The organism is Sediminicoccus sp. BL-A-41-H5 (genome assembly GCF_050632405.1).
In the GTDB taxonomy this organism is placed as follows: Bacteria; Pseudomonadota; Alphaproteobacteria; order Acetobacterales; family Acetobacteraceae; genus Roseococcus.
Genome location: NZ_CP192601.1, coordinates 3,604,677 through 3,626,869 on the forward strand (window position 1 = coordinate 3,604,677; position 22,193 = coordinate 3,626,869).

A 22,193-nucleotide genomic window follows, 5' to 3' on the forward strand; every position below is an offset into this window, starting at 1 on the left:
GCGCGGGTCAGCGAAACGCCCAGCGCAGAGTCTGCGCCAGCCCCAGGGTGCCGGCCCGCAGCACCGGCCGGCCCAGCGCGGGGTTGGAGAGGCCGTGCATGCGCCGGGCCCATCCGGGCTGCAGGTCGATCGCCGCCTGGTTGCCCAGTGCCTGCAAGGGGCCGGCGAGCGGCGCGCGGCTGGCCGGCTGCATGAGGAAGCGCCGCACCTCCCGCGTGCGGGCATCGCTGCGGAGCGCGGCGCGGCCATCCTCGATCAGGCGTGCCGCCGCCGCCGCGTCGCGCGGCACCGGGTCGGCGCCGAGCCGTGCACCCACCTCCGTCATCTCGGCGAAGTAGCGGTCCCGGTCGGCGCGGCTGATGCCCGGCTCGGCGTAGCGGCGCCAGGCGGCGAGGAAGCTCGTCGTCTCCGTCACATGCACCCAGGCGAGCAGCGCCGGGTCATTGGCCTGGTAGGGCGTGCCGTCGGGCAGTTTGCCGCCCACCCGGTCATGGATGGCGCGCACGCGTTCGATCACGGCCAGCGCCTCCTCCCGCCCGCCATAGGTGGTGAGCGCGATGAAGCGCGCGGTGCGGCGCAGCCTGCCATGCAGGTCGGTCCGGAAGTTGGAATGGTCCCAGACGCCGGCCAGCACCGCGGGGTGCAGCATCTGCAGCAGCAGCGAGGAGATGCCCCCCACCATCATCGAGGTCACGTCGCCATGCACCCGCCAGGCGACGGAGCGGGGGCCGAACAGGCCATCCGGCCGGCGCGGCACGGGCGCCTCGCCCCGGGAGCGGTCGTTGAACAGCGCCACCACGCGGGACGCGATGGCATCCTTGATCGGCTGGGCGGGATGCGGCTTGTCGCGCGTCATGCTGCAGATATGGGGCAGGGAGCGATGATGGGGAGCCCCGCTTGCGGCCATCGCCTTGTGCCCCCATCCCAAGGGCATGCACCCGGACAATCCCATCCCCGCCGTGATCATCGGCGCCAGCGGCGGCATCGGCGCGGCGCTGGCGGCCGAGCTGGAGCGGCGCGGCCAGCCCGTCCGCCGACTCGGCCGCCGGACGACACCCATGCTCGACCTGTTGGACGAGGCGAGCATCGCCCGGGCGGCGGCCGAGACCGGCCCCGGCCTGCGCCTGGTGCTCGACGCGACCGGCTTCCTGCATGACGCGCGTTTCCAGCCCGAGAAGAGCTTTCGCCAATTCGACCCCGCGCACATGGCGCAGAGCTTCGCCCTGAACGCGACCGGCCCCGCCCTGCTGATGAAGCATTTCCTGCCCCTGCTGGCGCGCGACGGCCGGGCGGTCTTCGCCACGCTCTCGGCCCGGGTCGGCAGCATCGCCGACAACCGGCTGGGCGGCTGGACCAGCTATCGCGCGGCCAAGGCGGCGCTGAACCAGATCATGCGGACCACGGCCATCGAGCTGGCGCGGACGCGGCCGCAGTCCATCTGCGTCAGCCTGCATCCGGGCACGGTGGAGACGGGGCTTTCCGCCCCCTTCGCCAAGGCGGGGCTGGAGGTGCAGCCGCCCGCGCTGGCCGCCGCACGCCTGCTGGATGTGGTGGCGGGGCTGACGCCGGCCGACAGCGGGGGCTTCTTCGACCATCACGGCCGGCCCATTCCCTTCTGAGCGGACTCAGCCCCCCAGCAGCGCCAGCTCGCGTTCCAGTTCGGCGATCTCGGCCCGGGTCTGGGCCAGGAAATTGTCGCGCTGGGCCATCTCCGCCTCGGTCTTCAGGTGCCAGCCGAAGGCGGTGGTGATGTCCTGCCGCTTGCGGCGGATGAGTTCCCGCAGATCCGCCCGCCGCGCTGCGCGTTCCGGCGTGTCGGTGGGCTCGGCCGGCGGGGGTGGCGGGGGGGTGGTCATGGCAGGCCCGCCGGCCCTGCCGCCGGGGCCGGGCCAGTCCGCGCCGCCCAGGGCGGCCTCCGCCACCAGGGTCTCGGGCCAGAGGGCGCCGTCGCGTGCGAGGCGACCGAAGAGGGTGATCAGGGCGGACCACCGCAGCGCGGCGAGGCGCCGCGCCGCCCGCTCCCGTGCCGGCCCGGCCATGGGATGGCTCAGCGCCTCGGCCTCGCGGCGGAAGGCCTGGCCCGCCTGGGCGCCGTAGCTGGCCTCCAGAAAGGCGGCGACATCCTCGAGCCTCGGGCGGTGTGGCAGGGCGCGGCGGTGCTGCCGCCAGCCTGACATCACCTCGCGCGCCGTGATCCGCGCCTCCAGCCGTTCCATCGCCGTGAGGCTCAGGGCCTCCGCGAACCAGTCATAGACCCAGGCGAGGTGATAGATGACCCAGCGCGTCGCCTCGGCCAGCCAATGCGCCTGTTGTCGCAGGCGCAGGCCGAGCCAGGCGAGGGGCGCTGCCGCGAGGGCGAGCAATGCGGGGGAGGGCGGGGCGGAGAGGGCCGACAGGACCGCCATCGTCGCCGCGCCCAGCATGGCGGCGTCCATGGCGAGGGTGACCAGGGTGACGAGCTTGCCGGCGAGGCGGCGCTTGCCCCGCTGGCGTTCGCGCAGCAGGGCGCGCGAGCGCAGCAGCAGCACCTGTGCCTCGGGGCGGTGCTCGGCGATGCCGCTGCGCTCGAGCATGGCGATCAATTGGCGCAATTCCTGCACCGAATGGCTGGCCCGCGTGGTGGACAAGGTGTTCTCCGGCGGAAGGACAGGGCTTTCGCCGGGATTGGCACAGCGGGGTGAGGGTTTGGTTAAGCCATCGGCGCGCCGGGGGCTGGCGTGTACCCGCGCTCCATGTCCCTCAGGGCGTCGCGCTCCGCCTGCTCCAGGCCGAAATACTCGAACGTCGCGTAGTTCAGCCATCGGGCGATGAGGATGGCCGGCGCGCCCATGCTGGTTGTGTTGTAGGCGAAGGCGGCCTGGTTGAACGCCTCGGCCGCGGCGGTGATGTCGCTCGCCACCTGTTCGAAGGCCGCGGCGATTTGCGCGAGGCGCGCTCCGTCCACCTGGTCCGGCAAGGTCTCGCCCTGCGCGACGGCGTTGATGATGGCGCTCTCCAGCGCCTGCTCCGCGACGCCGGCTGCCATGGGAGAGAGGTCGGCCACCACCGCGGCATTGCGCGCCGCGAGCAGGGCCTGGACCGGCTTCTGCGCCTTGCGGGGCAAATTCTGGAGCGCCTGGGCCAGGGGCGTGACCAGCCCATGCCGGCGCTGCAGTTGCGCGGCCAGGGGCGGCCATGCCTCGACCGTCGTCCTCCGCAGACGTAGCAGCCGCGCGCGGATCCATCCGGCCCATGTCAGGAGGATCACCAGCACCGCCGGGACGACCCATTCCATCGCTATCCGCCTTCCTCAGGTTCTTTGTTGCGATGCTAAAGCGGATCGGCGCCGCTGGGGGAGGGGTGCCTCGCTCTTGCATCCCCGGTCCGGATGACCTAATCCCCGCGCTTCAACGGCTGGGCAGCCATCGCCGCCTGCCGCATCCCGGAAAGCCCGACATGAAGCCCGACACGCACCCCGCCTACCACGAGATGACCGTCATCATGACCGACGGCACCACCTTCAAGACCCGCACGGCGGGCGGCAAGCCGGGCGACACGCTGCGTCTCGACATCGATCCGAAGAGCCATCCGGCCTGGACGGGCGTGCAGCGCATCCTCGACACGGGCGGCCAGGTCGCCAAGTTCAACAAGAAGTTCGCCGGGATCGGCATGCGCAAGGGCTGAAGCCCGCGCCACCTCCTGCTTCGGGTGCCGCCCTGGCCGATGGCCAGGGCGGCTTTCGCTGTTGGGGCCCCCTCTTGAAACGCGGCTGGCGGCGTTCCAGATCGCTGCTGTCGAGGCGCCGTCAGGGCCTCGGCGTGGATCCGGCCAAGGCATCGCCCACCCTGGGGATGCGCGAGGCGGAACACTCAACCCGGACCTTGCTACCGCAGGAGGTTCATGATGAACGCCGTTGATTTTTCCCCGCTTCTCCGCACCGCCATCGGCTTCGACCGCTTCGCCCGTCTGCTCGACGGCGCGCGCGTCCAGTCCGAAGCGCCGGCCTATCCGCCCTACAACATCGAGGTGACCGGCGAGGACAGCTATGTGCTGACCATGGCCGTCGCCGGCTTCGGGCCGGATGATCTGGAGCTCGTCGTGCGCGAGGACACCCTTTTCATCTCGGGCAAGGCCCCGCAGGCGGAGGGCGAGACGCGCCGCTACGTCCATCGCGGCATCGCCGGCCGCGCCTTCGAGCGCCGCTTCGTGCTGGCCGACCACCTGGTCGTGCAGGGTGCGCGCATCGAGAACGGCCTGCTGCACGTGGCGCTGCAGCGCGTGGTGCCCGAGGTGCTGAAGCCCCGCCGCATCCCGATCGCCACCGGCAGCGCCGCCCCAGCGCCGAGCCGGCCCGTGGCGATCGAGCAGGCGCCCCAGGCCGCGTAACCTCCCGGCCTGAGGCCTGGAAGACCGGGGAAGGGGGGCGCGAGCCCCCCTTTCTCATGCGCGTCTTCTCATTCGGTCGGCTTGCGGAAGAAGGCCTCGGCCGCCGCGCGATGGCTGCCCAGGGTAAGGATCGCCGCCTCCGCCCGAGCGATCTCCTCCCGCAATTCGGCGATGTAGGCGCGCAGGTCGGCTTCCGACCAACCCTCCAGCCGGGCCGGCTGCAATCCTTCGCGGGCCTTGGGGCGGGGATCATCCTCGAAGATCATGTGATTTCTCCTCTCCGGGCAGGGCTGGCCCGTCTCGGGGGGTGACAGTGGCGGTGGGTGACCAGTATAGGGCATGCACAGATCGGGTGTGGGCCCCCGGGCCGCCCCTCTCCATCCACGGAACAGACCTTCTTCTCCCGGAAACACTGACATGGCCCAGCCCCTGATGCCCAAGGCAACCGCCGTGTGGCTGATCGAGAAGACCTCCCTCTCCTTCGAGCAGATCGCCGATTTCGTGCAGATGCACCCGCTTGAGGTCCAGGCCATCGCGGATGGCGAGGTGGCGCAGGGGATCATCGGCTACGATCCGGTGGCCAATATGCAGGTGACGCGCGAGGACATCGCCCGCTGCGAGGCGGACGCGACGGCGCGCCTCGTCCTCGCCGCGCCCGCGGTGCCGGTGGCCAAGGGCCGCGGCAAGGGCGGCCGCTACACGCCGGTTGCCAAGCGCAATGACCGGCCCGACGGCATCGCCTGGCTGCTGCGCAACCATCCGGAACTGCCGGATGTGCAGATCGGCAAGCTCCTCGGCACCACCAAGGAGACCATCCAGAAGGTGCGCGACCGCACGCACTGGAACAGCGCGAACATCAAGCCGCGCGACCCGGTGATCCTCGGCCTCTGCACCCAGGGCGCACTGAACGCCGCCGTCACGGCCGCGCAGGAGCGCCTGCGCGCCGAGGGTATCGCCATCCCGCTGCCTGTCCCCGCCGACCCGGAATAGGGCCGGGAAGCCAGCGCCCGGTCAGGCCGGGCGCCGCGCGGTTGTGCTCAGTGCGATCGGCGCAACCGCTCCATCTCTTCCTTCAGATGCAGCTTCTCCAGTTTCATCTTGGCGATGGCCGCGTCATCGGGGCGGGGACGCGCGCCCTCATGGGCAATGCGGGTCTCGATTTCGGCGTGGCGGGTTTCCAAGGCGCGAATCCTGGGGGCATGCATCATGCGTGGGCATCCTCTTTCGATTTCGCCCGGGCGGGAACGCCCACCCGGGGCATCACCTTCGCGCGCGCTCTGTTGCCAGCGCGCCAAGCCATGCTATCCCCATTCTCTGGGCCGAGGGAAAAGATTTCGTTTCCCGCCCCGGCCGAATTTCGAGCCCTCGCGATCAGGATGGCGGCACATACGGATGCTTGAAGACCGCGAAGCCCTGCTCCGCCGCCTGCACGAACTGCGCAGCGAGCACCGGGACCTCGACACCGTCATCGCCCGGCTGGAGACCGGCCTGGGCGACCAGTTGCAGATGCAGCGGCTGAAGAAGCGCAAGCTGAAACTCAAGGACGAGATCGCCTGGCTCGAGAGCCAGCTCGTCCCCGACATCATCGCCTGACACAGGATCAGAATCATGGCGGAGAGCGCGCCCCGTGTGGGCGTCATCATGGGCAGCCGTTCCGACTGGGAGACGATGCGCCATGCCGACGAGACCCTGACGGCGCTCGGCATCGCGCATGAGTGCCGGGTGGTCTCCGCGCATCGGACGCCAGGGCGGCTCTTCGACTATGCCAGCACGGCGCGCGGCCGGGGGATCCAGGTCATCATCGCCGGCGCCGGCGGCGCGGCCCATCTGCCGGGCATGGCGGCGAGCATGACGCCCTTGCCGGTGCTGGGCGTGCCGGTGGAGTCGCATGCCCTCAAGGGCATGGATTCCCTGCTTTCCATCGTGCAGATGCCGGGCGGCGTGCCGGTCGGCACGCTGGCGATCGGCAAGGCGGGCGCCATCAACGCGGCACTGCTGGCCGCTTCCATCCTGGCCCTGGCCGACCCGGCGCTGGCCGAGCGGCTGGATGCCTGGCGGGCGCGCCAGACGGAGGGCGTGCCGCATGACCCGGCCTGACGCGGCACTCCCGCTGGGTGCGACCATTGGCATCCTGGGCGGCGGGCAATTGGGGCGGATGAGCGCGATGGCCGCTGCCCGCCTTGGTTACCGCTGCCACATCTTCGCGCCCGAGGCCGAGGCCCCCGCCATGCAGGTCTCGGCCGCCGCCACGGTGGCGCCCTATGAGGATGTGGCGGCGCTCCATCGCTTCGCCGCCGCGGTGGATGTCGTCACCTACGAGTTCGAGAACGTGCCGGCCGCGACGCTGGCCGCGCTGGAGGGACGCGTTCCGTGCAGGCCTGGCCCGCGTGCGCTGGCGATCTGCCAGGATCGCATCCTGGAGAAGAGCTTCCTGGCGGAGGCCGGCGTGCCCGTCGCCCCTTGGCGGCCTGTGGCGAGCCTGGCCGAACTGCAGGCGGCGCTGACCGAGATCGGCCTGCCCGCCGTGCTCAAGACGACGCGCCTCGGCTATGACGGGCGCGGCCAGGCCGTTCTGCGGCGCCCCGAGGATGTCGCGCCGGCCTTTGAGCGGCTCTCGCCCAAGCCGCTGATCCTGGAGACCTTTGTTCCCTTCGCGGCCGAAATCTCGGGGATTGCGGCCCGCGGGCTGGATGGCAGGGTCGTCACCTACGACGCGGTCGAGAATCGGCACCATCATCACATCCTCGACCTGTCCTTCGCCCCGGCGCGGCTGCCCGCCGAGGCGGCCCAGGCCGCGCGGGAGAATGTCGCCAAGGTGGCGGCTGCACTCGAACTGGTCGGGCTGGTGGCGCTGGAGATGTTCCTGCTGCCCGATGGGTCCCTGCTCGGGAATGAGATCGCACCCAGGCCGCATAATTCCGGGCACTGGACGATGGACGCCTGCGCCTGCGGTCAGTTCGAGCAGCATATCCGGGCCGTCGCCGGCTTGCCGCTGGGGCCGGTCGCGCGCCATTCCGACGCGGTCATGCGCAACTTGGTCGGGCCGGAAGGTCTGGCGTCCTGGCCGCGGCTGGTCGGTCGTGGCGATGTCGTGGCCCATTGGTACGGCAAGACGGAGGCGAAGCCCGGGCGGAAGCTCGGCCACGCCAACCGTTTGCTGCCTTTGGGGGCGCTGGCGGGCCTCGATGACGGGGCCGCCTGTGACGGATTGTGACCTGTGGCCGAAAAGCCAAAGCGCGATGTTGCCTTTGAGCCACAGATACGGGGAAATGCAGGGCAGGGTGGTGCATTTGCCTGAATACTGGTGTTAAGGTGCCCCCACGCAGCGAGGATTCTCATCCAGAGGGTGTGCCGCGCAGCGACCGAACAAACGTTTTTGATCTAAGGAGAACGAGGATGAGCCTCAAGAAGGCCCTTATGGCCGCGACGGTTCTGTCGCTGCCCGTGGCCGCCCAGGCGCAGCCGATCTCGGGCCTGTATCTGGGCGCGGGCGTTGGTGCGAACTACCGTGAGAACAACTCGGTCAACCCGCGCCTGTCGCCGTCGGGCATCCTGACCGGCCAGGTCGGGATCGACACCGACTGGGGCTGGGCCGGTGTGGCCAGCGTCGGCTGGGGTTTCGGCAACGGCCTGCGCACTGAGCTCGAGGCGAACATCCGCCAGAACTCCGTGAGCTCCGGCACGATCGCCACGCCGACCGGCACGCGCAACGCGACCGCCACGGGTGGCCAGATCTATCAGTACGGCCTGATGGGTAATGTCTTCTACGACATCCAGACCGGCTGGCGTCCGGGCGGCATTGGCATCACCCCGTATATCGGTGGTGGTATCGGTGTCGTGCAGAGCAACTGGCGCTCGGTTCGCGGCAGCGGCAATGGTGGCATGATCACCATCGACGACACCTCCAATAACTTCGCCTATCAGGCGATCGGTGGCGTGGCCTTCGGCATCACGCCGGCGCTCTCGCTGACCCTTGAGTACCGCTTCTTCGGTTCCACCCAGCCGGACATGGGCATCCGTGGCCAGGCCGTGGGCGGCCCGAACAACGGCCGCGTCCTGCAGGGCCGCTATGACGGCGACAACCTGAACCAGTCTGTCCTGGCTGGTATCCGGTACGCTTTCAACACGCCGCGTCCGGCCCCGGTTGCGGCTCCGGCCCCGGCCCCGGCTCCGGCGCGCACCTTCCTGGTGTTCTTCGACTGGGATCGCGCTGACCTGACCGACCGCGCCCGCCAGATCATCGCCGAGGCTGCGACGAACGCCCGTACGGTCCGTTCGACGCGCATCGAGGTGTCCGGCCACGCCGACAAGACCGGCTCTGCGGCGTACAACCAGCGCCTGTCCGTCCGCCGCGCCGAAGCGGTGGCCGCCGAGCTGGTTCGCCGTGGCATCGCCCGCAACGAGATGACGATCCAGGGCTTCGGCTTTGATCGTCCGCTGGTTCCGACGGCGATGGGCGTGCGCGAGCCGCAGAACCGCCGCGTCGAGATCGTCCTGCGCTAAGCCGGGCGTCTCCTCCGCGAGACTTCAGAAGGGGTGGCCTCGGCCACCCCTTTTTTGTTGAGGTTGACGATCAAATGTGACTTATTTGCACCATGTGGCCCCAATGTTGCTGTTTCGGCCGCCGGATCCCTGCTGAATGCGTGCATTTGCCCTTGACTCGTGTAACGCTTGGTACACAAAAGTACAAAGTCATTGAGCGGCGCTCATATTTTGCATTTTGAAGGGACGACCATGATGCTCCATCGATCGAGCCTTGCACTCGGTATTCTGGCTGCGGGCCTTGTTGCTCCGGCGATCTCGTCCGCCCAGCCGGTCTCGGGCCTCTACATCGCCGGCGGCGTTGGGGCGAGCTGGAAGGAATCGGTCTCCTCCGGCACGAACAATACGGACTGGAATGTGGGGTGGACCGGCGTCGCCAGCCTCGGCTGGGGCTTCGGCAATGGCCTGCGCGTCGAGGGTGAGGTTAGCTACCGCGAGAACGAGTTCGACACGCTCACGCGTGCCGGCCAGCTCTCGACCGGCGTGGGTGGTGTCAACCGCCAGGTCGGCCTGATGGCCAATGTCCTGTATGACATCCCGACCGGCTGGCGCGTGGCTGGCGTGGGCATCAACCCCTACCTCGGCGGTGGTATCGGTGCAGGCTGGCTGCAGGGCAGCGGCATTCGCGCCAGCTACCCGGACGGCGGCTCTTTCACCATCGACAATGGTTCGGGCTGGAACTTCGCGTATCAGGCCATCGGCGGCGTCGCTTTCGGCCTCGGCCAGTTCGTCCCCGGCCTCTCGCTCACCGTCGAGTATCGCTACTACGCGACCCTTGACGCGGACTTTAGCGGCAGCAACCGCAACACCAGCACTTCCGGCATCAGCCGCGTCTCCGGTTCGGCCCCGAACCAGAACCAGGCGGTCCTCGCTGGCTTCCGCTATGCGTTCAATACGCCGCGTCCGGCCCCGGTTGCGGCCCCGGCCCCGGCCCCGGCTCCGGCGCGCACCTTCCTGGTGTTCTTCGACTGGGATCGCGCTGACCTGACCGACCGCGCCCGCCAGATCATCGCCGAGGCTGCGACGAACGCCCGTACGGTCCGTTCGACGCGCATCGAGGTGTCCGGCCACGCCGACAAGACCGGCTCTGCGGCGTACAACCAGCGCCTGTCCGTCCGCCGCGCCGAAGCGGTGGCCGCCGAGCTGGTTCGCCGTGGCATCGCCCGCAACGAGATGACGATCCAGGGCTTCGGCTTTGATCGTCCGCTGGTTCCGACGGCGATGGGCGTGCGCGAGCCGCAGAACCGCCGCGTCGAGATCGTCCTGCGCTAAGCCGGGCGTCTCCTCCGCGAGACTTCAGAAGGGGTGGCCTCGGCCACCCCTTTTTTGTTGCCCTGCCGCCCCGTCCGTCGGCCGGCAGACACAAAAAAGGCGGCCCGAACGGGCCGCCTTCTCCGCTCCGACCAGGCTGGTGGCTCAGCGCGCGGGCGTCGACCGCTGCGGGGCCTGGCGGGGTGCCGGTGCCGGGCAGACGGGCGCAGACAGGGCCTGGTGCACCTGGCGCGTCACCGACACCTGAGCGAGCTCGTTGGGGCCATTCGCCGCCATCGCCGCCTGGAAGAGCGGTCCCTGCTCGTTGCAGAAGAAGCTACCGCGATCAATGCTGATGCGCGACTGGCTGTTGGCGAGCTCGGTGATGTACTGGTCGAGCTGACGTTGACCCTGGGCGCCCTCCGTCCGGCGGAAATAGGTCCCCAGTGTGCGGAAGGCCGTGCCCAGCTCCGCCTGGTTCTTGCGGACGAAGGCGTTGTAGTTGTCATGCTGGCCGCAGGCGAGGGCAGCCACCAGCAGTTGGCTTTGCAGGGCGCGGATGTCGAAGGCGGTCTTCTCCGCCGGCTGCAGGCAGGCCTGCCGGCTGGTGGCGGCGGGATGCGCCGGGTGCCGGGGTGCGCTGGGCGCCCGTGGTTGCGGCAGCCGGGGCCGGCACAGCGGCGGTCACCGCCGGGGCCGGCGCCGGCCGCGCGGCTGTCGCCGTGGGGGCCGGATCCTGGGCGCAGGCAGCCAGCGCCGAAAGGGCCGCGACGCCCGTGAGAAGGCGCCGTGCCAGAGGGCTCTTTGAAGGCGTCATTCCGCCCAATCTCCCGAATCGGTGGGCCAGCGGTCCGCGCTCGGCGAATCCAAGCGAAACGGCCCGACTGGCCAGAACAGCATCGCCCTTTACACGCTCCCGCGCAGGGCGCGAAGCCTGTTTAGGCGGCTTTCCGCGCCGGTTGAGGCAATTCTTGCAAGCGCCTGTCAAGAAACGACAAAACCTCGTCCATTTCCGGCTCGACCGGGCGCAGCCAGAAGGCCAGTGTGGCCGAATAGACGGCTGCCAGGGTGGCGCGGCGCGTGTACCAGGAGAAGTCGGCAGAGCGGTCCCCGGCCGCGTGCCAGATGGCCGAGGCGGTGCGCGCCAGCAGGCGGATGGCGAGCGGCGCGTTCCAGGGCAGGGCAAGCAGCCTCAGGGCCGCGCGCAAGGCCTCCCGGTCCGGCTGCAGCAGGCGGAGGCGCAGCTCCACCACGCGGCGGATGCGCTGCGGCGTGCGCAGGCTGGCCAGGTCCTCCGTGGCAGCGGCGGCATCCATGCGCGCGTCCACCAGCGCGAGCCAGGCGTCCACCGCCCCCGTCACGCCGCGGGGGAAGGCGCTGGAAAGGAGCTCGGGCGGCTCGCCGCAATCGGCCAGCGCCCGGCGCAGGGTCTCGCGACCCCAGCCCTCCCGGTTGGCGCGATGGACGGCGGCTTCGATCCAGGCGGGTTCGGTCATGCGGCTTCCTCCGGAAAGCGGGCCAGTTCCTCGACGAAGCCGAGGCGGCCGAGATCGGTCATGCGGCTGAGATAGAAGAGGCCGTCCAGGTGGTCATTCTCGTGCTGCAGCACGCGCGCGGCCATGCCCTCGGCCTTGCCCGCCACCGGCCGGCCCTCATGGTCCAGGCCGCGCCAGGCGACGCGGGCGGGGCGCTCCACCTCGCCGCGCAAGCCGGGGATGGAGAGGCAGCCCTCCCAGGCACGGGCACGGTCCTCGCCGAGGGGCGTGATCTCGGGGTTCATCAGCACGCGCAGATCCTGTCCGTCGCGCCAGAGGAACAGGCGGAGCGCCTGGTGCACTTGTGGCGCGGCGAGGCCCATTCCTCCCGCATCGGCCAGCGTCTCGGCCATGTCGAGGATAAGCTGCCGGATCGCGGGCGAGGTGGGGTCTTCCACCTCCGCCGCGCGCCCCAGCAGCACCGGGTGGCCCATGCGGGCGATCTTCAGGATGGCCATGCCACTTTCTCGCTGTCCCGGCTGATGTGGGGCTATTTTTCCCGCATGCGAGGGCTTCCCGCCAGAGGGGCGGATGTGTTATGCGCTCCGCACGGCCACGGAGCGCTTCGCCCCGGGGCGAAACGTCGTTGTCGGCCATCAGGAGATTCGCCCGCGTGCAAGTCGTCGTTCGGGATAACAATGTTGACCAAGCGCTGAAGGCGCTCAAGAAGAAGCTGCAGCGCGAGGGCGTGTTCCGCGAGATGAAGCTTCGCCGGCATTACGAGAAGCCCTCCGAGCGCCGTGCGCGCGAGGCCGCCGAGGCCGTTCGCCGCGCCCGCAAGGTTGAGCGCAAGCGCATCGAGCGCGAAGGCTTCTGAGCCTGGCCCCGGCGCTTCGGCGCCGGTTCTTCCGGATCGAGATGGCGTCGCCGTGGCAGGATCCCTGCCGCGGCTTTCTGCGTTGTGGCCGCTGCTGATCCAGCCCCGCACCGGCGGAGAGGGCACGACCCAGCCCGGGCGGCGAGGCGCCTGGCGTCAGCCCAACAAAAAAGGCGCCGCATCGCTGCGGCGCCTTTTCCCTGGGTGAGGCCTGCGGCTTAGCGCTGCAGGGCCTGCACGATCTCCTGCGTCACCTTCTTGGCGTCGCCGAAGAGCATCATGGTGTTCGGGCGGAAGAACAGCTCGTTCTCCACGCCGGCATAGCCACTCGCCATGCCGCGCTTCACGAAGAACACCGTCTTGGCCTTCTCCACGTCGAGGATCGGCATGCCGTAGATGGCCGAGCTCTTGTCCGTCTTGGCGGCCGGGTTCGTCACGTCGTTCGCCCCGATGACGTAGGCCACGTCGGCCTCGGCGAACTCGGGGTTGATCTCCTCAAGCTCGTGGACTTCCTCGTAGGGGACGTTCGCCTCGGCCAGCAGCACGTTCATGTGGCCGGGCATGCGGCCCGCGACGGGGTGGATGGCGTAGGAGATCTCCACGCCTTCCTTCTTCAGCAGGTCCGCCATCTCGCGCACCACCTGCTGCGCCTGGGCCACCGCCATGCCGTAGCCGGGCACCACGATGATCTTCTGCGCGTTCTTCATGATGAAGGCGGCGTCTTCCGGCGAACCGGCCTTCACCGGAGCGCGCTCACCACCGCCACCGGCCGCGGCTGCGCCGCTCTCGGAGCCGAAGCCGCCCAGCAGCACGTTGATGATCGAGCGGTTCATCCCCTTGCACATGATGTAGGAGAGGATGGCGCCCGAGGCGCCCACCAGCGCGCCGGTCACGATCAGCAGCAGGTTGCCGATGGTGAAGCCGATGCCCGCCGCCGCCCAGCCCGAGTAGCTGTTCAGCATGGAGACAACCACCGGCATGTCGGCGCCGCCGATCGGGATGATCAGCAGGAAGCCCAGCGCGAAGGAGAGGATCGCGATCACCCAGAAGAGGAAGGGCGAGCCGGTCAGCATGAACAGGAAGATCAGCAGGACCAGCACGCCGCCCAGGATCGCGTTCAGCTTGTGCTGGCCCGCGAAGGTGATGGGCGCGCCGGACATGCGGCCGTCCAGCTTCAGGAAGGCGATGACCGAGCCCGAGAAGGTGATGGCGCCGATGGCGAGGCCAAGCGACATCTCGAGCAGCGAGGCCGTCTTGATGTTGCCGACGGTGCCGATGCCGAAGCTCTCGGGGCTGTAGAAGGCCGCACCCGCCACGAAGACGGCGGCGAGGCCGACCAGCGAGTGGAAGGCCGCGACCAGCTGCGGCAGCGAGGTCATCTGGATGCGGTTGGCCAGCACGGCGCCGATCGAGCCGCCGATGGCGAGGCCCGAGATGATCAGCACGAAGCCGCCGAAATCCATGCCGGAGTTCAGGATGGTGGCGACGATCGCCACCGCCATGCCGATCATGCCGTACTGGTTGCCCTGGCGGGATGTCTCGGGGTGAGACAGGCCGCGCAGCGCGAGGATGAAGAGGACAGAGGCCGCCAGGTAGGCGAGGGTCGAGATCGTCGCCATGGGTTCAGCCCTTCTTCTTCTGGAACATGGCGAGCATCCGGCGCGTCACCATGAAGCCGCCGAAGATGTTCACGGCGGCGAGCGTCACGGCCAGGAAGCCGAAGAGGCGCGCGGCATCGCTCTGCGCGGCGGCCGCCGCCAGGATGGCGCCCACGATGATGACGGAGGAGATCGCGTTGGTGACGCCCATCAGCGGCGAATGCAGCGCCGGCGTCACGTTCCACACGACGTAGTAGCCGACGAAGCAGGCCATCAGGAAGATGGTCAGCATCAGCAGGAAGGGCTCGACCACCTGCGCCACGGGGGCGGCGGCCTCGGCGGCGCGGCGGGCGAATTCCGCCAGCTCCGTCGCGCGGGCCGCGAGTTCGGCGGCCTTTTCGGCCAGTTCGGACTGGGTGCTCATCTGGGCTTTCTCCTCAGGCCGCGAAGTTCTTGTGCACGACGGCACCGCCGCGCGTGAGCGTGACGCCGGCCACGATGTCGTCCTCGGGCGGCAGCTTGGGCGCCTTCGCTTCCTTGTCCCAGAAGGTGGTCAGGAAGGTCAGCAGGTTGCGGGCATAGAGCGCGCTGGCGGCGGCGGGGATGCGACCCGGCCAGTTGGTGAAGCCCAGCACCTTCACGCCGTTCGGCGTCACGATCATCTCGCCCGGCACGGTCGCGGCGCAGTTGCCGCCGGCATCGGCCGCGATGTCCACGATGACCGAGCCCGGCTTCATGCTGGCCACCATCTCGGCCGTCACCAGCGTCGGCGCCTTGCGGCCCTGCACCAGCGCCGTGCAGATCACGATGTCCTGCTTGGCGATGTGCGCGGCCACCACCTCGGCCTGCTTCGCGTAGAACTCGGCCGAGAGCTGCTTGGCATAGCCGCCAGCCGTCTGGGCCGCCTTGCTCTCCTCATCCTCGTAGCCGACGAAGCTGGCGCCGAGGGACTTGATCTCCTCCTTGGCGGCCGGGCGGACGTCGGTCGCGGAGACGCGGCCGCCGAGGCGGCGGGCGGTCGCGATGGCCTGGAGGCCGGCCACGCCCGCGCCCATGATGAAGGCATTGGCGGCGGGGATGGTGCCGGCGGCCGTCATCAGCATGGGGAAGCCGCGGTCGAAGGCCTCCGCGGCCTCGATCACGGCACGATAGCCCGCGAGGTTCGCTTGGCTGGAGAGCACGTCCATGCTCTGCGCGCGGGTGATGCGGGGCAGCAGCTCCATCGAGCAGGCCTCGATGCCGGCCGCCGCGAAGGCGCTGGCAGCGGCGGCATCCGCGCCCAGCGTGCCGATCAGCAGCGTGCCGGATGGCAGGGCGGCTTCCGGCGCGCGCACGGCGAAGACGATGTTCGCCCCGGCGAGCGCGGCGGCGGCATCGGCGGCCATCTCGGCGCCGGCGGCCACGTATTCCGCGTCGGGAATGCCGGAGGCCAGGCCGGCGCCCGCCTCCACCGCAACGCCGAGGCCCATGGCCTTCAGCTTCTTCACCGTTTCCGGCGTGGCGGCGACGCGGCTTTCGCCGGCCCGCCTTTCCTTGAGAACCGCGAGGCGCATACCGTGCTCCAGAAGGATAATCCGCGCTCCATAGTCACGCCGGGCCGGGAAGTGCAAGCGGGGGCGGGTGATTTCCCGAGTGGAATATTCGGAAATGATCCGGACAGCCCGGAATCCCCGCATCGCCTGCCCAACCGCGTGGCAGGCCGGGATCGGCGAAGGGTGCGGACAACCGGTCGGGGGGGGCTCCTCAGCCGGCCGGGGTGCGCGCCATGGCGAGGCAGGGCCCGGCGGATTCCGCCGCCTGCCGCGCCGCGTCGCGGCTGACCGCGCCCGACATGACCATGGATATGGCGGCATTGCGCAGCGCGTCGGGGATGGCGGCGCCGCCCAGCACGCCCGGCAGGGCGCGGGTGAACAATTGCTGGCCGAGCGGCTGCAGCCCCGCCGCGCAGCGCTCGGCCCCCGCGCGATCGGCGAGCGCGGGGCCGGCGGCAAGCATCAGGGCGGCGGCAAGGGTCCAGGCTTTCATCAACTCTCTCCTGAGGTTGGCCTCACGCTAGGCCAGGCTCAGCGCCGCGCCAATTCCGCCTCCAGCTCGGCGATGCGCGCATCCCGCCTGGCGAGTGCCGCCGCCACATCCGCCGCCTCGAAGCGCTGCGGGATGTGCTGCGGGCAATTCGCGTCCCATGCCTCGAGGTCGAAGAGGATCGCCTGCTCGGGCACGCCGGCATAACCCTCGGGCCGCAGCGCTTGCAGCAGCGCCGGGTCATCCTCCACCACCCGCGCCCGGCCCCAGAGCTTGATGCGGCGGCGGTTCGCGTAATCCATCAGGAAGAGGAAGGCGCGCGGGTTTTCCGCCAGGTTGCCGAGGCTGATGTATTGGCGGTTGCCCTTGAAGTCGGCGAAGCCGATCTGCGTGGGCGAGAGCACATGCAGGAACCCGGCCGGCCCGCCCCGGTGCTGGATATAGGGCTGCCCTTCGGCGCTGGCCGTCGCCAGGAAGACGCTGGTCTGCGCCGCGATGAAGGTCGCGAGCTCGGGCGTGATGCGGCCGCGGAACGCCATCTCGGCATGGCGGGGCCGCGCTGTCTTGCGGTCCTGCACGGCGCGGATGCTGGGGGTGAAGGGGAGCTGGTTCACAATCCCAGCTCCGAGAGACCCGGGTGGTCATCCGGCCGACGGCCCAGCGGCCAGTGAAACAGGCGCTGATCCGCCCGGATCGGCAGGTCGTTGATCGAGGTGAAGCGGGTGCGCATCAGGCCGTGCTGGTCGAATTCCCAGTTCTCATTGCCGTAGCTGCGGAACCAATGGCCGCTGTCATCGCGCCATTCATAGGCGAAGCGCACGGCGATGCGGTCGGCCTGCCAGGCCCAGACCTCCTTGATCAGGCGGTAATCCAGCTCCCGCGCCCATTTGCGCGTGAGGAAGGCCTCGATGGCGGCGCGGCCCTCAAGGAATTCGGCGCGATTCCGCCAGTGGCTGTCCTCGGTATAGGCGAGCGCCACGCGCGCCGGGTCGCGCCCGTTCCAGGCATCCTCGGCCATGCGGGCCTTCTGGGCGGCGGTCTCGGCGGTGAAGGGCGGGAAGGGCGGGCGGGACATGGGCGGATCTCCTGCGGGCGGCGGGGGAGGGCGCACCCCCGCCGGCATCTTTCACGCGGCGCGAGCCGGCGTCACGGCCGGAAAATCCACCTCGGTGCCCGCCACCTCGTTCAGGTAGTTGGTCCAGGTGTTGAGCGCGACATGCAGGATGATCTCCACGATCTCCGCGTCCCCATAACCGGCCAGCTTCACCAGACGCAGCGCGTCATCCTCGACATGGCCCCGCTGGCGCGCGACCTGGGCCGCGAAGCGCACCGCGGCATCGGCTTTCGGGTCGTTGGAGAAGCCGCCGCGGCTGGCGGCGATCTCGGCGGCGTCCAGCCTGGCGCGATGGGCGCCCAGATAGCTGTGCGCGGCCAGGCAGTAGCCGCAGCCATTGATCTCGGCCACCGCCAGCGCGATCCGCTCGCGCGTGGCCGCCGGCAGGCTGCCCTTGGCCAGGGCGCCGCTAAGGCTGAGATAGCCCTCCAGCGCGGCCGGGCTGCTGGCCACGGTGCGGAACAGGTTGGGCACGGAGCCCAACTGCTTCTGCACGGCGCTGAGGAAGGGGCGGGAGGCCTCCGGGGCGGCGTCGATCGAGGCATGGGTGACGAGACGGGGCATCATTTCGGTCCTTGCCGGGCGGCCGGGAGGATCCCGCCGCGATGGGAGGAACCATGCGCCATTGCCCGTATGGCGATAATTTCCGTTCTTGGCACTTCATCATTGCCTGTGATGCAATGATGCATGGACCGCTTCGCCGCCATCTCCGCCTTCATCGCCGTGGTGGACCGGCATGGCTTCGCGCCCGCCGCGCGCCATCTGGGGCTCGTCCCCTCCGCCGTGACGCGGCATGTGGCCGCCTTGGAGGCGCATCTGGGCGTGCGGCTCCTGGCACGCACCACGCGCTCGGTCACGCTGACCGAGGCGGGCGCCCATTACCTGGAACGCGCGCGCCGCATCATGGCCGAGCTGGCCGAGGCCGAGGAATTCGCGCAGTCGGAGCGCCTCACGCCGGTGGGTCGCCTTGTCGTCACCGCCCCCGCCGTCTTCGGGCGGCTGCATGTGGCGCCCTTGCTGGCGGAATTCCTCGCCCGGCATGAGGGCGTGCAGGCGGATCTGCGCCTCTCCGACCGCTGGGTGGACATGGTGGAGGAGGGGGTGGATTGCGCCATCCGGATCGGCCACATGCCGGATTCCGGCCTGGTCGCGCGCCGCGTGGGAGAGACGCGGCGGATCATCGTGGCCGCGCCCCTCTATCTCGCCGCGCATGGCACGCCGGACGACCCGCGTCAGGTGACGAAGCACCGCATCATCCGCTTCTCCGCCTTCGAGGACGCCGAGGAATGGCGTCTCTACCGGGACGGCGTGGAAGAGCGCGTGCCCATCGCGCCCCGCCTCGTCACCAACAGCGCCGACGCCGCCCTCTGCGCCGCTGAGCGCGGCGGCGGCCTGACCATGGTGCTGGCCTACCAGGCGCGGGAGGCGATCGCGGCCGGGCGCCTGACGCGGGTGCTCCGCGCCTTTGAGCCGCCGCCCATGCCCATCCAGCTCGCCTGGCCCGCGGCGCGGCTGGCGCCCGCCAAGCTCCATGCCTTCATCGCCCTGGCGGCGGAAAGCGGCGACTGGCGCTTCGCCTGATCAGTCGAGTTTGATCGCCGCCTGCCGGATCACCTGGGCGTAGCGGTCGGCATCGCGCCGCAGCAGCGCCGCCGCATCGGCCTGGGTGCCGCCGCCGGGGATGAAGCCCGCCTCGCTGATGCGCGCGCGCACGCCGCGGTCGTTCAGCCCGCGATTCACGCCCGCCACCCAGCGGGCCGCGATGGCCTCCGGCAGCCCGGGCGGGCCCATCACCATGTACCAGACATTGGCATCAAAGCCGGGGAAGCCCTTCTCCGCCACGGTGGGCACATCGGGCAGCCATTCCACCCGCTGCGGCATGGTCACGGCGATGGCGCGCACGCGGCCCGCACGGATATGCGGCAGGTAGGTGGGCAGGGTGTCGAAGGCGATATCAATGCGCCCGGCCAGGATCTCCGTCACCGCCTGCCCCGTGCCGCGGAAGGGCACATGGGTCATGCGCAGCCCCGCCTGGGCCGAAAGGAGTTCCGCCGCCAGATGCTGCTGCGTGGCGACACCCGAGGAAGAATAGTTCAGCACCCCGGGATTGGCCCGCGCATGCGCCAAGAATCCCTCGAAATCCCGCACGGGCGAGGAGGCCGGCACCACGCCCACCAGTGGCACCGTGCCCGCCAGCACGACGGGCGTCTGGTCACGATGGATGTCGAAGGGCGGCGGGTTGAGCAAGGGCGGCACGACGGCCGAGGCGCTCACCGTCGTCATCAGCATGGTGTAGCCATCCGGCCGGGCGCGGGCGAGCTGACCCACGGCCAGCGTGCCCGAGGCGCCAGGGCGGTTCTCCATGGCCAGCGCCTGGCCCAGCTCCTCCTGCAGGGTGGGCTGCAGCGCGCGGGCGATGATGTCGGTGCCGCCGCCCGGCGCGAAGGGGATGAGGAAGTTGATGCTGCGCGTGGGGTAGGCCTGGGCATGCGCGAGGCTCGGCAGCGCGAGCGCACCGAGCAGCAGCGGGCGGCGGGGGATCATGGCGGTTCCTCAAATCTCGTTTCCGCCGAGGCTACGCGAAGCGCGCGGCGCCGCGAAAGCCCACCGCCCCCTCCTGCGGGCCACCTTGGGGACTGGCCCACAGCCTGCCCCATCGTCCCTCCGGACGATTGATGATGTCTGCCTGTCAGCAAGGTGCGGCGCGAAACGCGGGCCGGATTTTGCACAAAGAGGGAACGCGGTGGTGGTCCAGCGCACGGTGCGCCCACCAGGGGTTGTGGTGGGACCCTGCGAATCGGGCGATCCCGATTCGTTCGCGCGAATCGGAATTCACCCTTGATTTAAAAGGATTTTGCTCTCACGAAATGGAAAATGTTCAGGTCTTGTTCTTTTCGTGACCCATCACGACGCCCAGCCCCACCAATCCGAGGGCGGCGACCAGCATCGCCGGCGTGAAGCCAACCCCCTCCCGCGCCAGCCCCATCACCACCGGCCCGGCCGCCTGGCCCAGGAAGAAGTGGAAGGCGTGCATCGCGACGGCCGAGGCGCGGGATTGCGGCGCCACCTCCGTCACGCGCGTCTGCAGGGAATTGTGCAGCATGAAGAAGCCGAGTCCGAGAAGCCCTCCCGCCGCCATGAACACCCCGGCCGCGGGTGCCAGGGCGAGGCCCGCCACCCCCGCGCCGGCGAGGCCGCCGCCCAGCCGCATCATCCGCCGCGACCCGAGGCGCGCCACCAGCAGCGGCGCGAGCGCGGCATAGCCGAGGCCCCCGGCGCCGAAGGCCGCGACCGTCAGCCCCGCCTCCCGCGTGCCGCCGAGGCCCGCTTCGGCCAGATGATTGGCGAAGTAGGGAAAGCCGCCGAAGACCAGGAGCCCCTCGATCCCCACCGCCCAGAACAGCACCAGGGCGGGCTTGTGGGTCAGCAGGAAGCGGTAACGCGCAATGGCCTGTCCGAAATCGAGCCGCCCGGTCGGCTCGGGCGTGCGGTCGCGCAGGATGGTGAGCATGGCCGCCAGCGTCAGCGCGCCGCAAAGCAGCATCAGGCCGCGCCAGCCCAGCACCGGCTCCAGCAGACCCGCCACCGCGCCGCCCGCCATCTGGCCCACGATGGCGCAGGCGAGGAAGCGGCTGATCGCCACCTGGCGCTCGGCCAGCGGCACGCGGTCGCCGAAGAGGGCCAGCGTGGTCGGGAAGATGCCGCCGCCCGCCGCCCCGGTCAGCACCCGCAGCACCATCAGCAGGAGCAGCGTGGGGGCCAGGGCCGAGGCCATCAGGAACAGCGCCTGGAAGGCCAGGGCGAAGGTGATGATGCGCCGCTTGCCCAGCGCATCCGCGACCGGCCCCAGCACCGGTTGGACCAGCGCATAGGGCAGGGCGAAGCAGGTGGCGAGCAGCGCGACCCGCGCCGGATCGGCCGCGAAGTCGAGCGAGATCACCGCCACCAGCGGGTCGGTCAGGCGGGTCGCGAAGGCGGAGGCGAAGCCCGCGAGCGCGAAGGTGAGGATCAGGGCGCTGTGCGGGGACCGGGGCATGGCTTCCAGAACTGGCACAGTCTGGCCGGGCGGCAAGGCGGGTTTGGTGACGTTTGTGTCACGTCAGGCCACCGCCCGTCCGATTGCCCGGCCTGGGCGCCATGGGGTAGTTGGGCGGAAGCTTCGAACGAACGGCATGGCACGCAGCATCATCTTCCTGACGACGCCCACCAGTGCCACGGGTTCCATGTACCGCGTCATCCGGACGATCGCGACCGGCCGGTACGAGCCGGTGCGATGGATCGAAGCCTTCTATGACGCGCGGCGCATCCAGGACGCCGAGCGGGAAGCCCCGCCGCCCGAGGACAGCCTGATCCTCTACAACGTGCCGCAGCACTTCAACCACGGCATGCGCCTGCTCGACTACCGCTACATCCTGAACGCGCGCGACCCGCGTGACACCATCTGCAACCAGTATCACTGGGAGCTGGTGCACGAGGCCCCGCTGGAGACGCCCGAGCAGACCGCCGCCCGGCGCGCGCGCGTGGCGCGCGAGGGGATTGATGCCTATGCGCTGCGCGTGGACAACAACCTCTACATCAAGGGCTGGTTCGACGCCGTCCGCCGCATCGCGCCGCCCGACCGGATCTTCGTCGGCTACGCGATGTACTGCCTGCATTTCGACGAGATCGTCGGCCGGGTCTCCGAGTTCATGGGCGTGCCGCCCGAGGCCTGGACGCGCAAGCAGCGCCGGCACATCGCCCGGGAGCGGGTGGAGAACCTCGCGGAAAACCCGGCCTGGATCGGCCAGAAATGGGCCGGGACGGACATCGCCCCGGGCCGCCACCGCCACGAGCTGCAGCCCGAGACCATCCGCATCCTGACCGGACGCTATCGCTGGTTCCTGGACTTCCTGCGTCGCTTCGACGACCCGCGCGTGGCCCATACCTACGAGTGATGGCCTGGCCTCGCC

The 22,193-nt window shown here is 70.0% G+C and carries 29 protein-coding genes; 12 read left to right on the forward strand and 17 right to left on the reverse strand.

Annotated features, from left to right (window positions below):
- Positions 1 to 7: 7 nt before the first annotated feature.
- The gene (locus ACQ860_RS17620; protein WP_431304641.1) at positions 8 to 856 is read right to left on the reverse strand and encodes an oxygenase MpaB family protein; all 849 of its coding nucleotides are present in this window, start codon (positions 854 to 856) and stop codon (positions 8 to 10) included.
- A 76-nt stretch (positions 857 to 932) separates the two neighbouring features.
- Between ACQ860_RS17620 and ACQ860_RS17625 the strand changes: the two genes are divergently transcribed.
- Positions 933 to 1,619: an SDR family NAD(P)-dependent oxidoreductase gene (locus ACQ860_RS17625; protein ID WP_431304642.1), complete on the forward strand. Its 687-nt coding sequence runs from the start codon at positions 933 to 935 to the stop codon at positions 1,617 to 1,619.
- Positions 1,620 to 1,625: 6 nt separating this feature from the next.
- Here ACQ860_RS17625 and ACQ860_RS17630 read toward each other — a convergent pair whose 3' ends face one another.
- Together ACQ860_RS17630 and ACQ860_RS17635 are read right to left on the reverse strand one after the other, a co-directional pair.
- Complete coding sequence (locus ACQ860_RS17630) at positions 1,626 to 2,627, reverse strand: hypothetical protein (protein ID WP_431304643.1); 1,002 nt, start codon at positions 2,625 to 2,627, stop codon at positions 1,626 to 1,628.
- 62 nt (positions 2,628 to 2,689) lie between these two features.
- On the reverse strand, positions 2,690 to 3,274 hold the full coding sequence (locus ACQ860_RS17635; protein ID WP_431304644.1) for a LemA family protein: 585 nt from the start codon (positions 3,272 to 3,274) through the stop codon (positions 2,690 to 2,692).
- 161 nt (positions 3,275 to 3,435) lie between these two features.
- Between ACQ860_RS17635 and rpmE the strand changes: the two genes are divergently transcribed.
- Positions 3,436 to 3,663 (forward strand): 50S ribosomal protein L31, encoded by a 228-nt coding sequence (rpmE, locus tag ACQ860_RS17640; protein WP_213610511.1) that lies wholly within the window; start codon positions 3,436 to 3,438, stop codon positions 3,661 to 3,663.
- A gap of 219 nt (positions 3,664 to 3,882) precedes the next feature.
- Positions 3,883 to 4,365 carry an Hsp20 family protein gene (locus tag ACQ860_RS17645; RefSeq protein ID WP_431304645.1) on the forward strand — a complete coding sequence of 161 codons (483 nt, stop codon included), beginning with the start codon at positions 3,883 to 3,885 and terminating at the stop codon, positions 4,363 to 4,365.
- A gap of 68 nt (positions 4,366 to 4,433) precedes the next feature.
- Here ACQ860_RS17645 and ACQ860_RS17650 read toward each other — a convergent pair whose 3' ends face one another.
- Positions 4,434 to 4,631, reverse strand: a complete 198-nt coding sequence (locus ACQ860_RS17650) for a DUF1192 family protein (protein ID WP_431304646.1) — start codon at positions 4,629 to 4,631, stop codon at positions 4,434 to 4,436.
- 151 nt (positions 4,632 to 4,782) lie between these two features.
- Between ACQ860_RS17650 and ACQ860_RS17655 the strand changes: the two genes are divergently transcribed.
- A complete protein-coding gene (locus tag ACQ860_RS17655; protein ID WP_431304647.1) occupies positions 4,783 to 5,355 on the forward strand; it encodes a DUF1013 domain-containing protein in 573 nt (190 codons plus the stop codon).
- Between the two features lie 47 nt (positions 5,356 to 5,402).
- Here the strand turns inward: ACQ860_RS17655 and ACQ860_RS17660 are convergent, their stop codons facing one another.
- Positions 5,403 to 5,573 (reverse strand): YdcH family protein, encoded by a 171-nt coding sequence (locus ACQ860_RS17660; RefSeq protein ID WP_213610503.1) that lies wholly within the window; start codon positions 5,571 to 5,573, stop codon positions 5,403 to 5,405.
- Between the two features lie 184 nt (positions 5,574 to 5,757).
- On the opposite strand from ACQ860_RS17660, the gene ACQ860_RS17665 reads away from it, so the two are divergent.
- From ACQ860_RS17665 to ACQ860_RS17685, 5 genes are all read left to right on the forward strand, one after another.
- Positions 5,758 to 5,958, forward strand: a complete 201-nt coding sequence (locus ACQ860_RS17665; protein ID WP_213610501.1) for a YdcH family protein — start codon at positions 5,758 to 5,760, stop codon at positions 5,956 to 5,958.
- Positions 5,959 to 5,973: 15 nt separating this feature from the next.
- Positions 5,974 to 6,462, forward strand: a complete 489-nt coding sequence (gene purE, locus ACQ860_RS17670; protein ID WP_431304648.1) for a 5-(carboxyamino)imidazole ribonucleotide mutase — start codon at positions 5,974 to 5,976, stop codon at positions 6,460 to 6,462.
- Complete coding sequence (locus tag ACQ860_RS17675) at positions 6,449 to 7,579, forward strand: 5-(carboxyamino)imidazole ribonucleotide synthase (RefSeq protein WP_431304649.1); 1,131 nt, start codon at positions 6,449 to 6,451, stop codon at positions 7,577 to 7,579. Before purE ends, ACQ860_RS17675 begins: the two co-directional genes overlap by 14 nt.
- 182 nt (positions 7,580 to 7,761) lie before the next feature.
- On the forward strand, positions 7,762 to 8,868 hold the full coding sequence (locus ACQ860_RS17680) for an OmpA family protein (protein ID WP_431304650.1): 1,107 nt from the start codon (positions 7,762 to 7,764) through the stop codon (positions 8,866 to 8,868).
- A 231-nt stretch (positions 8,869 to 9,099) separates the two neighbouring features.
- Positions 9,100 to 10,179: an OmpA family protein gene (locus ACQ860_RS17685; protein ID WP_431304651.1), complete on the forward strand. Its 1,080-nt coding sequence runs from the start codon at positions 9,100 to 9,102 to the stop codon at positions 10,177 to 10,179.
- A gap of 144 nt (positions 10,180 to 10,323) precedes the next feature.
- Here the strand turns inward: ACQ860_RS17685 and ACQ860_RS17690 are convergent, their stop codons facing one another.
- The 3 genes from ACQ860_RS17690 to def all read right to left on the reverse strand — a co-directional run bounded on the left by ACQ860_RS17690 (position 10,324) and on the right by def (position 12,151).
- The gene (locus ACQ860_RS17690) at positions 10,324 to 10,692 is read right to left on the reverse strand and encodes a hypothetical protein (protein ID WP_431304652.1); all 369 of its coding nucleotides are present in this window, start codon (positions 10,690 to 10,692) and stop codon (positions 10,324 to 10,326) included.
- Between the two features lie 404 nt (positions 10,693 to 11,096).
- The gene (locus ACQ860_RS17695) at positions 11,097 to 11,654 is read right to left on the reverse strand and encodes a COQ9 family protein (protein WP_431304653.1); all 558 of its coding nucleotides are present in this window, start codon (positions 11,652 to 11,654) and stop codon (positions 11,097 to 11,099) included.
- Complete coding sequence (gene def, locus ACQ860_RS17700; protein WP_431304654.1) at positions 11,651 to 12,151, reverse strand: peptide deformylase; 501 nt, start codon at positions 12,149 to 12,151, stop codon at positions 11,651 to 11,653. Before def ends, ACQ860_RS17695 begins: the two co-directional genes overlap by 4 nt.
- Positions 12,152 to 12,306: 155 nt before the next feature.
- Here def and rpsU point away from each other — a divergent pair, with 155 nt between their 5' ends.
- Positions 12,307 to 12,510, forward strand: coding sequence for a 30S ribosomal protein S21 (gene rpsU / locus ACQ860_RS17705; RefSeq protein WP_027286066.1), 204 nt, complete (start codon positions 12,307 to 12,309; stop codon positions 12,508 to 12,510).
- A gap of 218 nt (positions 12,511 to 12,728) precedes the next feature.
- Here rpsU and ACQ860_RS17710 read toward each other — a convergent pair whose 3' ends face one another.
- From ACQ860_RS17710 to ACQ860_RS17740, 7 genes are all read right to left on the reverse strand, one after another.
- Entirely contained in the window at positions 12,729 to 14,129 is a 1,401-nt protein-coding gene (locus tag ACQ860_RS17710) for an NAD(P)(+) transhydrogenase (Re/Si-specific) subunit beta (protein ID WP_431304655.1), read from the reverse strand.
- Between the two features lie 4 nt (positions 14,130 to 14,133).
- The gene (locus ACQ860_RS17715) at positions 14,134 to 14,532 is read right to left on the reverse strand and encodes a proton-translocating transhydrogenase family protein (RefSeq protein ID WP_318648783.1); all 399 of its coding nucleotides are present in this window, start codon (positions 14,530 to 14,532) and stop codon (positions 14,134 to 14,136) included.
- Between the two features lie 13 nt (positions 14,533 to 14,545).
- Complete coding sequence (locus ACQ860_RS17720; RefSeq protein ID WP_431304656.1) at positions 14,546 to 15,661, reverse strand: Re/Si-specific NAD(P)(+) transhydrogenase subunit alpha; 1,116 nt, start codon at positions 15,659 to 15,661, stop codon at positions 14,546 to 14,548.
- Between the two features lie 190 nt (positions 15,662 to 15,851).
- Positions 15,852 to 16,133, reverse strand: a complete 282-nt coding sequence (locus tag ACQ860_RS17725; RefSeq protein ID WP_431304657.1) for a hypothetical protein — start codon at positions 16,131 to 16,133, stop codon at positions 15,852 to 15,854.
- Between the two features lie 38 nt (positions 16,134 to 16,171).
- Positions 16,172 to 16,744 carry a pyridoxamine 5'-phosphate oxidase family protein gene (locus tag ACQ860_RS17730; protein ID WP_431304658.1) on the reverse strand — a complete coding sequence of 191 codons (573 nt, stop codon included), beginning with the start codon at positions 16,742 to 16,744 and terminating at the stop codon, positions 16,172 to 16,174.
- Complete coding sequence (locus tag ACQ860_RS17735; RefSeq protein ID WP_431304659.1) at positions 16,741 to 17,205, reverse strand: DUF1348 family protein; 465 nt, start codon at positions 17,203 to 17,205, stop codon at positions 16,741 to 16,743. Before ACQ860_RS17735 ends, ACQ860_RS17730 begins: the two co-directional genes overlap by 4 nt.
- Positions 17,206 to 17,256: 51 nt before the next feature.
- Complete coding sequence (locus tag ACQ860_RS17740; RefSeq protein WP_431304660.1) at positions 17,257 to 17,808, reverse strand: carboxymuconolactone decarboxylase family protein; 552 nt, start codon at positions 17,806 to 17,808, stop codon at positions 17,257 to 17,259.
- Positions 17,809 to 17,931: 123 nt separating this feature from the next.
- Between ACQ860_RS17740 and ACQ860_RS17745 the strand changes: the two genes are divergently transcribed.
- Positions 17,932 to 18,825 carry a LysR family transcriptional regulator gene (locus ACQ860_RS17745; protein ID WP_431304661.1) on the forward strand — a complete coding sequence of 298 codons (894 nt, stop codon included), beginning with the start codon at positions 17,932 to 17,934 and terminating at the stop codon, positions 18,823 to 18,825.
- Here the strand turns inward: ACQ860_RS17745 and ACQ860_RS17750 are convergent, their stop codons facing one another.
- Together ACQ860_RS17750 and ACQ860_RS17755 are read right to left on the reverse strand one after the other, a co-directional pair.
- Entirely contained in the window at positions 18,826 to 19,788 is a 963-nt protein-coding gene (locus ACQ860_RS17750; protein ID WP_431304662.1) for a Bug family tripartite tricarboxylate transporter substrate binding protein, read from the reverse strand.
- Between the two features lie 334 nt (positions 19,789 to 20,122).
- On the reverse strand, positions 20,123 to 21,280 hold the full coding sequence (locus ACQ860_RS17755; protein ID WP_431304663.1) for an MFS transporter: 1,158 nt from the start codon (positions 21,278 to 21,280) through the stop codon (positions 20,123 to 20,125).
- 136 nt (positions 21,281 to 21,416) lie between these two features.
- Between ACQ860_RS17755 and ACQ860_RS17760 the strand changes: the two genes are divergently transcribed.
- Entirely contained in the window at positions 21,417 to 22,178 is a 762-nt protein-coding gene (locus ACQ860_RS17760; protein ID WP_431304664.1) for a hypothetical protein, read from the forward strand.
- Positions 22,179 to 22,193 lie beyond the last annotated feature (15 nt).

Coding starts and splice junctions, on each gene's coding strand:
- ACQ860_RS17685 (WP_431304651.1), top strand. CDS start 9,100: ATGATGCTCCATCGATCGAGCCTTGCACTCGGTATTCTGGCTGCGGGC.
- ACQ860_RS17675 (WP_431304649.1), top strand. CDS start 6,449: ATGACCCGGCCTGACGCGGCACTCCCGCTGGGTGCGACCATTGGCATC.
- ACQ860_RS17740 (WP_431304660.1), bottom strand. CDS start 17,808: ATGCCCCGTCTCGTCACCCATGCCTCGATCGACGCCGCCCCGGAGGCC.
- purE (WP_431304648.1), top strand. CDS start 5,974: ATGGCGGAGAGCGCGCCCCGTGTGGGCGTCATCATGGGCAGCCGTTCC.
- ACQ860_RS17725 (WP_431304657.1), bottom strand. CDS start 16,133: ATGAAAGCCTGGACCCTTGCCGCCGCCCTGATGCTTGCCGCCGGCCCC.
- ACQ860_RS17750 (WP_431304662.1), bottom strand. CDS start 19,788: ATGATCCCCCGCCGCCCGCTGCTGCTCGGTGCGCTCGCGCTGCCGAGC.
- ACQ860_RS17735 (WP_431304659.1), bottom strand. CDS start 17,205: ATGTCCCGCCCGCCCTTCCCGCCCTTCACCGCCGAGACCGCCGCCCAG.
- def (WP_431304654.1), bottom strand. CDS start 12,151: ATGGCCATCCTGAAGATCGCCCGCATGGGCCACCCGGTGCTGCTGGGG.
- ACQ860_RS17645 (WP_431304645.1), top strand. CDS start 3,883: ATGAACGCCGTTGATTTTTCCCCGCTTCTCCGCACCGCCATCGGCTTC.
- ACQ860_RS17680 (WP_431304650.1), top strand. CDS start 7,762: ATGAGCCTCAAGAAGGCCCTTATGGCCGCGACGGTTCTGTCGCTGCCC.
- ACQ860_RS17660 (WP_213610503.1), bottom strand. CDS start 5,573: ATGATGCATGCCCCCAGGATTCGCGCCTTGGAAACCCGCCACGCCGAA.
- ACQ860_RS17650 (WP_431304646.1), bottom strand. CDS start 4,631: ATGATCTTCGAGGATGATCCCCGCCCCAAGGCCCGCGAAGGATTGCAG.
- rpmE (WP_213610511.1), top strand. CDS start 3,436: ATGAAGCCCGACACGCACCCCGCCTACCACGAGATGACCGTCATCATG.
- ACQ860_RS17695 (WP_431304653.1), bottom strand. CDS start 11,654: ATGACCGAACCCGCCTGGATCGAAGCCGCCGTCCATCGCGCCAACCGG.
- ACQ860_RS17625 (WP_431304642.1), top strand. CDS start 933: ATGCACCCGGACAATCCCATCCCCGCCGTGATCATCGGCGCCAGCGGC.
- ACQ860_RS17755 (WP_431304663.1), bottom strand. CDS start 21,280: ATGCCCCGGTCCCCGCACAGCGCCCTGATCCTCACCTTCGCGCTCGCG.
- ACQ860_RS17710 (WP_431304655.1), bottom strand. CDS start 14,129: ATGGCGACGATCTCGACCCTCGCCTACCTGGCGGCCTCTGTCCTCTTC.
- ACQ860_RS17745 (WP_431304661.1), top strand. CDS start 17,932: ATGGACCGCTTCGCCGCCATCTCCGCCTTCATCGCCGTGGTGGACCGG.
- ACQ860_RS17715 (WP_318648783.1), bottom strand. CDS start 14,532: ATGAGCACCCAGTCCGAACTGGCCGAAAAGGCCGCCGAACTCGCGGCC.
- ACQ860_RS17635 (WP_431304644.1), bottom strand. CDS start 3,274: ATGGAATGGGTCGTCCCGGCGGTGCTGGTGATCCTCCTGACATGGGCC.
- ACQ860_RS17620 (WP_431304641.1), bottom strand. CDS start 856: ATGACGCGCGACAAGCCGCATCCCGCCCAGCCGATCAAGGATGCCATC.
- ACQ860_RS17720 (WP_431304656.1), bottom strand. CDS start 15,661: ATGCGCCTCGCGGTTCTCAAGGAAAGGCGGGCCGGCGAAAGCCGCGTC.
- ACQ860_RS17665 (WP_213610501.1), top strand. CDS start 5,758: ATGCTTGAAGACCGCGAAGCCCTGCTCCGCCGCCTGCACGAACTGCGC.
- ACQ860_RS17760 (WP_431304664.1), top strand. CDS start 21,417: ATGGCACGCAGCATCATCTTCCTGACGACGCCCACCAGTGCCACGGGT.
- ACQ860_RS17655 (WP_431304647.1), top strand. CDS start 4,783: ATGGCCCAGCCCCTGATGCCCAAGGCAACCGCCGTGTGGCTGATCGAG.